This window comes from Armatimonadota bacterium (assembly GCA_031081585.1).
Lineage (GTDB): Bacteria > Sysuimicrobiota > Sysuimicrobiia > Sysuimicrobiales > Humicultoraceae > Geohabitans > Geohabitans tengchongensis.
The window spans coordinates 62,265-68,938 of sequence record JAVHLY010000001.1 but is presented as its reverse complement, the minus strand read 5'-3'; the positions used below and the strand labels follow the sequence as shown (position 1 = coordinate 68,938).

Annotated in this window: 8 protein-coding genes; 4 read left to right on the top strand and 4 right to left on the bottom strand. The window is 75.2% G+C overall.

What is annotated here, in order from left to right; translation table 11 throughout:
* Together RB146_00315 and RB146_00310 are read left to right on the top strand one after the other, a co-directional pair.
* The coding region (locus RB146_00315) for an MBL fold metallo-hydrolase (protein ID MDQ7827424.1) at nt 1-725 on the top strand (725 nt) is incomplete at its 5' end.
* Nucleotides 722-1,144 carry a cyclic nucleotide-binding domain-containing protein gene (locus RB146_00310; GenBank protein ID MDQ7827423.1) on the top strand — a complete coding sequence of 141 codons (423 nt, stop codon included), beginning with the start codon at nt 722-724 and terminating at the stop codon, nt 1,142-1,144. The genes RB146_00315 and RB146_00310, both read left to right, overlap by 4 nt.
* A gap of 79 nt (nt 1,145-1,223) precedes the next feature.
* Here RB146_00310 and RB146_00305 read toward each other — a convergent pair whose 3' ends face one another.
* Genes RB146_00305 through RB146_00295 form a run of 3 tightly spaced genes read right to left on the bottom strand, consistent with a single transcriptional unit; the run spans nt 1,224 to nt 3,553 of the window.
* Nucleotides 1,224-2,753: an NAD(P)-binding domain-containing protein gene (locus RB146_00305; GenBank protein ID MDQ7827422.1), complete on the bottom strand. Its 1,530-nt coding sequence runs from the start codon at nt 2,751-2,753 to the stop codon at nt 1,224-1,226.
* A complete protein-coding gene (locus RB146_00300) occupies nt 2,750-3,184 on the bottom strand; it encodes a cyclic nucleotide-binding domain-containing protein (protein ID MDQ7827421.1) in 435 nt (144 codons plus the stop codon). Before RB146_00300 ends, RB146_00305 begins: the two co-directional genes overlap by 4 nt.
* A 12-nt stretch (nt 3,185-3,196) precedes the next feature.
* Complete coding sequence (locus tag RB146_00295; protein MDQ7827420.1) at nt 3,197-3,553, bottom strand: cupin domain-containing protein; 357 nt, start codon at nt 3,551-3,553, stop codon at nt 3,197-3,199.
* A 149-nt stretch (nt 3,554-3,702) separates the two neighbouring features.
* Here RB146_00295 and RB146_00290 point away from each other — a divergent pair, with 149 nt between their 5' ends.
* Together RB146_00290 and RB146_00285 are read left to right on the top strand one after the other, a co-directional pair.
* A complete protein-coding gene (locus tag RB146_00290) occupies nt 3,703-4,788 on the top strand; it encodes a trypsin-like peptidase domain-containing protein (GenBank protein MDQ7827419.1) in 1,086 nt (361 codons plus the stop codon).
* A gap of 50 nt (nt 4,789-4,838) precedes the next feature.
* Entirely contained in the window at nt 4,839-5,786 is a 948-nt protein-coding gene (locus RB146_00285) for a VOC family protein (GenBank protein ID MDQ7827418.1), read from the top strand.
* On the opposite strand, the gene RB146_00280 is transcribed toward RB146_00285, so the two are convergent.
* Complete coding sequence (locus tag RB146_00280) at nt 5,779-6,432, bottom strand: class I SAM-dependent methyltransferase (GenBank protein MDQ7827417.1); 654 nt, start codon at nt 6,430-6,432, stop codon at nt 5,779-5,781. The genes RB146_00285 and RB146_00280 overlap by 8 nt on opposite strands.
* Nucleotides 6,433-6,674 lie beyond the last annotated feature (242 nt).

Here is a 6,674-nt window from a genome sequence, read left to right as displayed (position 1 = left end):
CCGCCGACCGGAGCGTTGCGGACCAGGTCCTGGAGGCGCTGCGGCTGGCCGGGGTGCCCCAGGCCTTCGGCCCGGCGGTCCTCGACGCGCTGCGGCAGAGTCGGAAGCTGTTCGACCCGCTGTCCGCCGTCACCCCGCTCGCCGACGGTGCCACGCTGCCCTGCGGGGAGGGGGCGCTGCGGGTGGTGCACACGCCGGGGCACTCTGCCGGGCACATCGCCCTCGTCGCCGACGACGCCCTCATCGCCGGGGACGTCCTGCTGGAGGAGACCAGCGCCAACCCGCTCGTCGAGTTCACCCCGGAGGGCCGGCGGGTGCGCACCCTGCCGCTCCTCCTGACCTCGCTGCGCCGCCTGGCCGCCCTGCCGGCGGAGACGGTCTTCCCCGGGCACGGCCCGCCCTTCCGCGACCCCGCGGCCCGGGCGGCAGCCCTCCTCGACCACCACGTGCGGCGGGCCGAGGAGGTGGCCCGACTCTTGGCCGCCATGGGGCCGCAGACCGCCTTCACCCTGGCGCAGCGTCTCTTCCCCGGCACGGACGCGGTGCACGTGATGCTGGCGGTGGCCGAGGTGGTCGGGCACCTCGACCTGCTGGTGACGGACGGCCGGGTCGTGGAGGAAGCGTCGGCCGCCGGACCGACCATCTACCGGGCGGGCGCCCGGGAGAGGACCGCCCGAAGCGACGTCGAAGACGATGGCGCCCGCGAGGGACGCTCATGCCCATGACCCGCCGTCAGAGAGTCCAGCTCCTGCGCCGCGTCGCCCTCTTCTCCGGGATCTCCGGCCGGGCGCTGGGCATGATCGCGGACCGCGCGCAGGAGATCGAGTTCCCCGCCAACCGCTACATCGTGCGCCAGGGTCAGGTGGGCACGGGCTTCTACATGATCGTGCGCGGACGCGTGCGCGTGGTGCGGGGCCACGAGGTCCTGAACCGCCTGGGGCCCGGCGAGTTCTTCGGCGAGGTCTCCGTGCTCGACCGGGCCCCGCGCCTGGCGCACGTGATCACCGAGGAACCCACGACCTGCCTCGCCTTGGCCTCCTGGGACTTCACCCGGCTGCTGGAGCGGCACCCCCGCATCACCCTGGCCATCCTGCGCGAGGTGGTGCGCCGGCTCCGCGCCGTCACCGACCAGGTCCACCACTGACACTCGCCCCGGGCCCAGTTGCAAACGGCCACCTTCGGCAGATGAGGCCGGCCCCGTCACCCGCTGCTGCGGCGTGCCGTCAGGCCAGCAGGCCCCGCAGGATGTCGGCGAGCTGCGCGTGGTGGTCGGGGCGCTCGAAGGTGAGGAGCGGGTCGCCGGGGAGGACGTGCTCCGTCACCCGCCCGCCCCGGCGCACGTACACCGCCGGGTGGTGGTCGCCGGTGGCGTCCGTCTCCAGCACGATGGCCACCGCGTCGGGCCCCGGCGCGTCCACGAACCAGGCCAGCGGCAGGATCCCCTCGTCGGTGATGCCGCGCTCGCGGTCGAAGGCCACCACCCGCGCCAGGTAGGAGCGCTGGTTCCACAGCTCCGAGGCGCGGGTGGCCTCGCCGAGCAGGTAGGGGACGACGGCCTCGGGGTGCAGCGTGGGCCGCGGCAGGCGCTGCCCGAAGTGCGTCTCCACCAGGTGGCGGGCCAGCACGCGGGCGTTGTGCCGGAAGCCGCCAATCCCCCCGGAATTGCTGGGAACGCCGTGCTTGCGCAGCCCCACGGCGCCCTGGGAGGCGGCACCGGCGAAGTAGATCCCCGGGACGGTGGCGCTCTCCCAGAATGGCGTGAGGCCCGGCAGCCGGTCCTGGGCGAAGGTGGCCACCCCGAGCGCGCGCAGGTCGCCGAGCGGCGCGGCGAAACCGGTGGCCACGATGGCCTCCTCCCTCTCCAGCACCAGCGGCCCGGGACGTGTGGTCCCCTGCGCGTGCACTCGGTAGCCGTCTGCGGTGCGCTCCACCCGCTCGACGGCGGCGTCCAGGACGAAGACGTTGCCGCCCAGCGCGTGGTCCTCGTACGGCACGGCGTACCGGGCCCGCACGCCGGCCGTGGAGCGGTGCAGCAGGGAGAGGAGCGGCGGCCGGGGCGAGAGGAGGACGAGCTGGCGGGCCACCGGGAGGAGCGCGTCGGCCAGCTCGAAGGCGCTGTTGCGCTTGCCGATGATGAGGACTCGCTTGCCGGTGTAGGCGGCGAGCGGCTTCGCCTCGACGTAGTGCGGGACGGGCTCGATCCCGGGGATAGGCGCCTTCCACGGCTGGGCCATCCCGACGGCGAAGACCAGGACGCGCGCCTGGTAGGCCCCGTCGCTGGTGAGGAGCGTGAAGCCCTCCGCCTCCCGCCGCGTCCCCTCCCAGGTCACCCCGTAGCGCACGCGCAGGCGGGTGCGCTCCGCGAAGGCCACGAGGCTGCGGGCCATCTCCTCGCGCGAGGGGAAGATGGAGCTCCCGTCCATGAACTCGGGGAGGAGCGCCCGCTCCCGCGGGTCGTCGACGATGAGCGAGTTCCAGTCGTGCCAGTAGTACAGGCGCCCGTCAGGCCCGCCCGGAGGATAGGCCTTCGACCAGGTGATAAGCCGCTGGAAGAGCGGGTAGTGCCGGAACATCCCCCCGGGGGCGTCGTCTCCCGAGAGGACGGCGGGCTCGACGCCCAGCCGCCGCAGCGCGTAGGCCACCTGCAGCGCCCCGGGGCCGCTGCCCACCACGACGACCGGGTAGCGCCCCGGCGGGAAGGGGCGTGCGGCAGGTTGGAGGCGCCCACTCCCGGCGCCGGGGATCTGGGTCACGCGCGCCACTGGGTGGCGTGGCGGAGCCGCCGCGCCACGACCTGGAGCATCCGGTACATCACCGTCGGATAGGCCAGCAGGAACCCCTTCACCTCCGGCGCCGCCAGCACCAGGCAGCGCAGCGGCCGCAGGGCCACCACGTCGGCCACCGGCGGCTCGCCCAGCAGCGCCGAGACCTCGCCGAAGACGTCCCCGCGCGCCAGGGTGGCGCGCGTTTCCCCGTCCACGCGCACCGCCACCTCGCCATCCAGGATCACGTAGAACCCCGCCCCGGAGAGCCCCTGCCGCAGGATGCGCTGGCCCTCGCTGAACCACTCCTCCTCGAAGGTGTGGGCCACGGCCTCGAGCTGGGCGCGGGAGAGGTCGGCGAAGAGCGCCATCCCCGCCAGGATGTCGATGCGGTCATCCATGGCCGGCCGCTGCGCCTGCACGTCCCGCCCCCCTCAGCGCCGCAGGTAGTCGTCGGTGCGGTCGATCCAGTCCTGGCGGGGCGGGCTGAAGATGTCCATCTCCACCGTGTCCTCGGGGCACTCCGCTCCGTGCGGCACGCCGCCGGGGATCACCAGCACCTCGCCGGGCCGCAGCAGCAGCTCGCCGTCGGGCAGCGTGAAGCGCATCAACCCGGAGATGCAGTAGGTGATCTGCTCGTTGTCGTGCGCATGGACCGGGACCACGGCGCCCTGCTTGAACTCCATGAAGGCCGCCATGACGCGCTCGCCCCACACCAGCCGCCGGGTCATGTACGGGTTGACCGCCTCGGCCGGGAGCTCGGCCAGGCGGTGGTGCGCCACACGCTTCACCGGGGATCCCTCCTTCTCTCGCCGACCCCGGAGAGTTCCACCCGCGGGGCACCGACGCCTGCCCGGGGACCGTCGACCGGCAGGGCCGCCGGCCTCGGGCTGGAATACCGGCTGCGGGGGAGCCGTTGTGCCTTGCTGAGGAGCAGACGATGCGACTGGCGCAGCTGGTGACCCAGCACGACCCCGAAGTCCGCGACGACCTCCCCGCCCCCGGCGCGAACGGTCCGCCGGCTCGGGAGGAGACGGCCGCGGTGGAGGTCGAGGCCCTCGACGCCTACTCCCGGACCGTGGTCCGGGCCGTCGAGCGAGTGGGCCCGGCGGTGGTCAGCGTCGGCCTGGCCCGCCGGGCGCCGGCGTCCCTGCAGCGCCGCGGCTGGCCGGAGCTGCGCGGGGCCGGGAGCGGCGCCATCATCACCCCCGACGGCTACATCCTCACCAACCGCCACGTCGTGCGGGGCGCCGACCGCATCGCGGTGCGGCTGCCCGACGGGCGGGAGCTGCAGGCCCGCCTCGTCGGCGCCGACCCGCACACCGACCTGGCGGTGATCGCCGTCCCCGAGACCGGGTTGCCGGCGGTGGAGTTCGGCGACTCCTCGCGCCTGCGCCCGGGGCAGCTGGTGGTGGCCATCGGCAACCCGCTGGGGTTCCAGGCCACGGTGACGACGGGCGTGGTCAGCGCGCTGGGGCGCACGCTGCGCACCGAGACGGGCCGCCTCATCGAGAACGTCATCCAGACCGACGCGCCCCTCAATCCCGGCAACTCGGGCGGGCCGCTGGTCGACTTCCGCGGCCGCGTCGTGGGCATCAACACCGCCGTCATCGCCGGCTCGCAGGGGATCTGCTTCGCCATCCCCGCCAACACGGCGGCGCAGGTGGCGGCGCAGCTCATCCGGCACGGACGGGTCCGGCGGGCCTACCTGGGCATCTCCGCGCAGCCCCACCGGCTGGACCGGCGGCTGGTGCTGCAACACCACCTGCCGGCCGAGACGGCCGTGCGCGTGGTGGAGGTCCTCCCGGGGACGCCGGCGGCGGCCGGCGGGATCCGTCCGGGCGACGTGGTCGTCGGCCTCGACGGGCAGCCCGTGACGTCCCCCGACGACCTGCAGCGGGTGCTGGGGACGGAGCAGGCCATCGGACGCCCGCTGCGCGTGGCCGTGCTGCGCGGGGTCGAGCCCCTCGAGCTGACGGTGGTGCCGGGCGAGTTGCGCGACGACGAGTTGCCCGCCGCGCCGTGACGTCTCCCGCGCGATCTGAGGCCGGTCCCCCGCTTCCTCCGGATGCCACCGTGGGCCGCGTCCACCTCACGGTGGCCGACCTCGACCGGGCGCTGGCCTTCTACCGCGATGCCCTGGGGTGGCGCGTGGTCGCCGGCGAGGTGCCCGTCCCGATCCACGCCGCGGCAGGGGCCGGGGGCGGGCGCACGGTGGGCCTCTCGGCCAGCGGGGAGCCGCCGGCCGCCCTGGTCCTCACCGAGCAGCCGGGCGCGCGACCCCAGCCGGCGCGGACGAGCGGGCTCTACCACGTTGCCTTCCTCCACCCGGACCGGGCCACGCTGGCGCGCCTGCTGCGCCGCCTGCTGAGGCTTGAGGTCCCCCTGGAAGGCGCCTCCGACCACCTGGTGAGCGAGGCGATCTACCTGGCCGACCCCGACGGCCACGGCATCGAGGTGTACGCCGACCGGCCGCGCGACCGCTGGCCGCGCCGGGACGGGCAGCTGCAGATCGACACGCTGCCGCTGGACCTGGTCGACCTGCTGGCGCAGGCCCCTCCCGACGCGCCCTGGACCGGCGCCCACCCCGCCGCCCGCATCGGGCACATCCACCTGCGCACCGCGGACATCGCCGCCGCGGCCGCGTTCTACCGGGACCTGCTGGGCTTCGAGGAGGTCGCCTGGTACGGCCCGCGGGCCCTCTTCCTGGCCGCGGGCGGCTACCACCACCACATCGGCCTCAACACGTGGGCAGGGGTGGGGGTCCCGCCGCCGCCGCCGGACAGTGTGCGGCTGGTGGCGTGGGCCGTCGCGCTCCCGCGCCGGGAAGCCCTGCAGGCGCTGGCGCAGCGGGTGCTCGCGGCCGCACCGGAGCGGGTCCTGGGAGCGTACGACGCCGGCAGCGAGGTGGGCCTGCGGCTGCGCGGCCCGGACGAGGTGGAAGTCGACCTCGTCGCGCCCGCGCCCCTCAGCCCGCGCCCGCTGCAGCTCCTCGACCCCGAAGAGGTCGTGCGCTTCACCTGAGGCCGGCGGCGCTCTCCTCGGATTTCCGGAAGAGCCACCCCCGGCCTCGGCCGGCCGACACCGTGCGGACCGGCACCAGGTCGGCCGGCCGGGCGCGTAGCGCCCACGTGCAGAAGCAGGCCGGCAACCGCCCGGCCGCCGAGAGGACCAGGGCGACGTGGCCGCCGCGGCGTGTAACCCGGGCCAGTTCCACCAGCGAGCAGGGGGCGTTGTGGCTGATGGCCAGCGCCGCCACATCCCGGGCGACCGGCAGGCGGAAGGCGTCGCCCACCACCCCGACGACCCGCCCGGACCTCTTCTCCATGAGGGACAGCATCGCCGCCGACCGGTCCACGGCCACGACCGGAGCGTCGGGGTTCGCCTCCAGCAACCGCGCCGTGGCGGTCCCCGTGCCGGCCCCGCTCTCGACGATCATCCCTTCCACAGGGCCAAGCACGCTCAGCAGGACCTCGAGCGGCGCCAGGTAGGCCGGGTCGCGGGCGACCGCGCGCGCGTACCCGGCCGAGAGGCGGCCGTAGCGGAGTCGGCTCCACAGGGCGCCGGCCACGCCCAGCCCCGGAAAGCGCACCTGCAGCAGGTAGCCGGCATCCGTCACCGCCGCGAGCAGCGCGCGCGTCTCCGCCTGCCTCCTTCCCGACGCCGACATCCCCCGGCGCCGCCGTCCCGGCCCCTAGCCGGACCCGCCATCGGGCAGAACCCACCCTGGAAGTGTACAGGTCGTCTATCGCTCCCGAGACTCCACCAATCCCTTCACCGGCCTCGTCCTCCGGCGGGCGCGGGTCGGGTTCCCGCCCGACCCGCGCACAGCGAGGAGCGCTCCCCGCCGGAGGGGGTCTGCCCGGAGTCCGCCGCCGCAGCCGGCCTGTAGGGGCCGCCCGGCCCGACGTC

What these genes read in the sequence shown, in the direction of transcription:
- RB146_00310 (MDQ7827423.1), top strand. Translation starts at nt 722, where the DNA reads ATGACCCGCCGTCAGAGAGTCCAGCTCCTGCGCCGCGTCGCCCTCTTC.
- RB146_00290 (MDQ7827419.1), top strand. Translation starts at nt 3,703, where the DNA reads ATGCGACTGGCGCAGCTGGTGACCCAGCACGACCCCGAAGTCCGCGAC.
- RB146_00280 (MDQ7827417.1), bottom strand. Translation starts at nt 6,432, where the DNA reads ATGTCGGCGTCGGGAAGGAGGCAGGCGGAGACGCGCGCGCTGCTCGCG.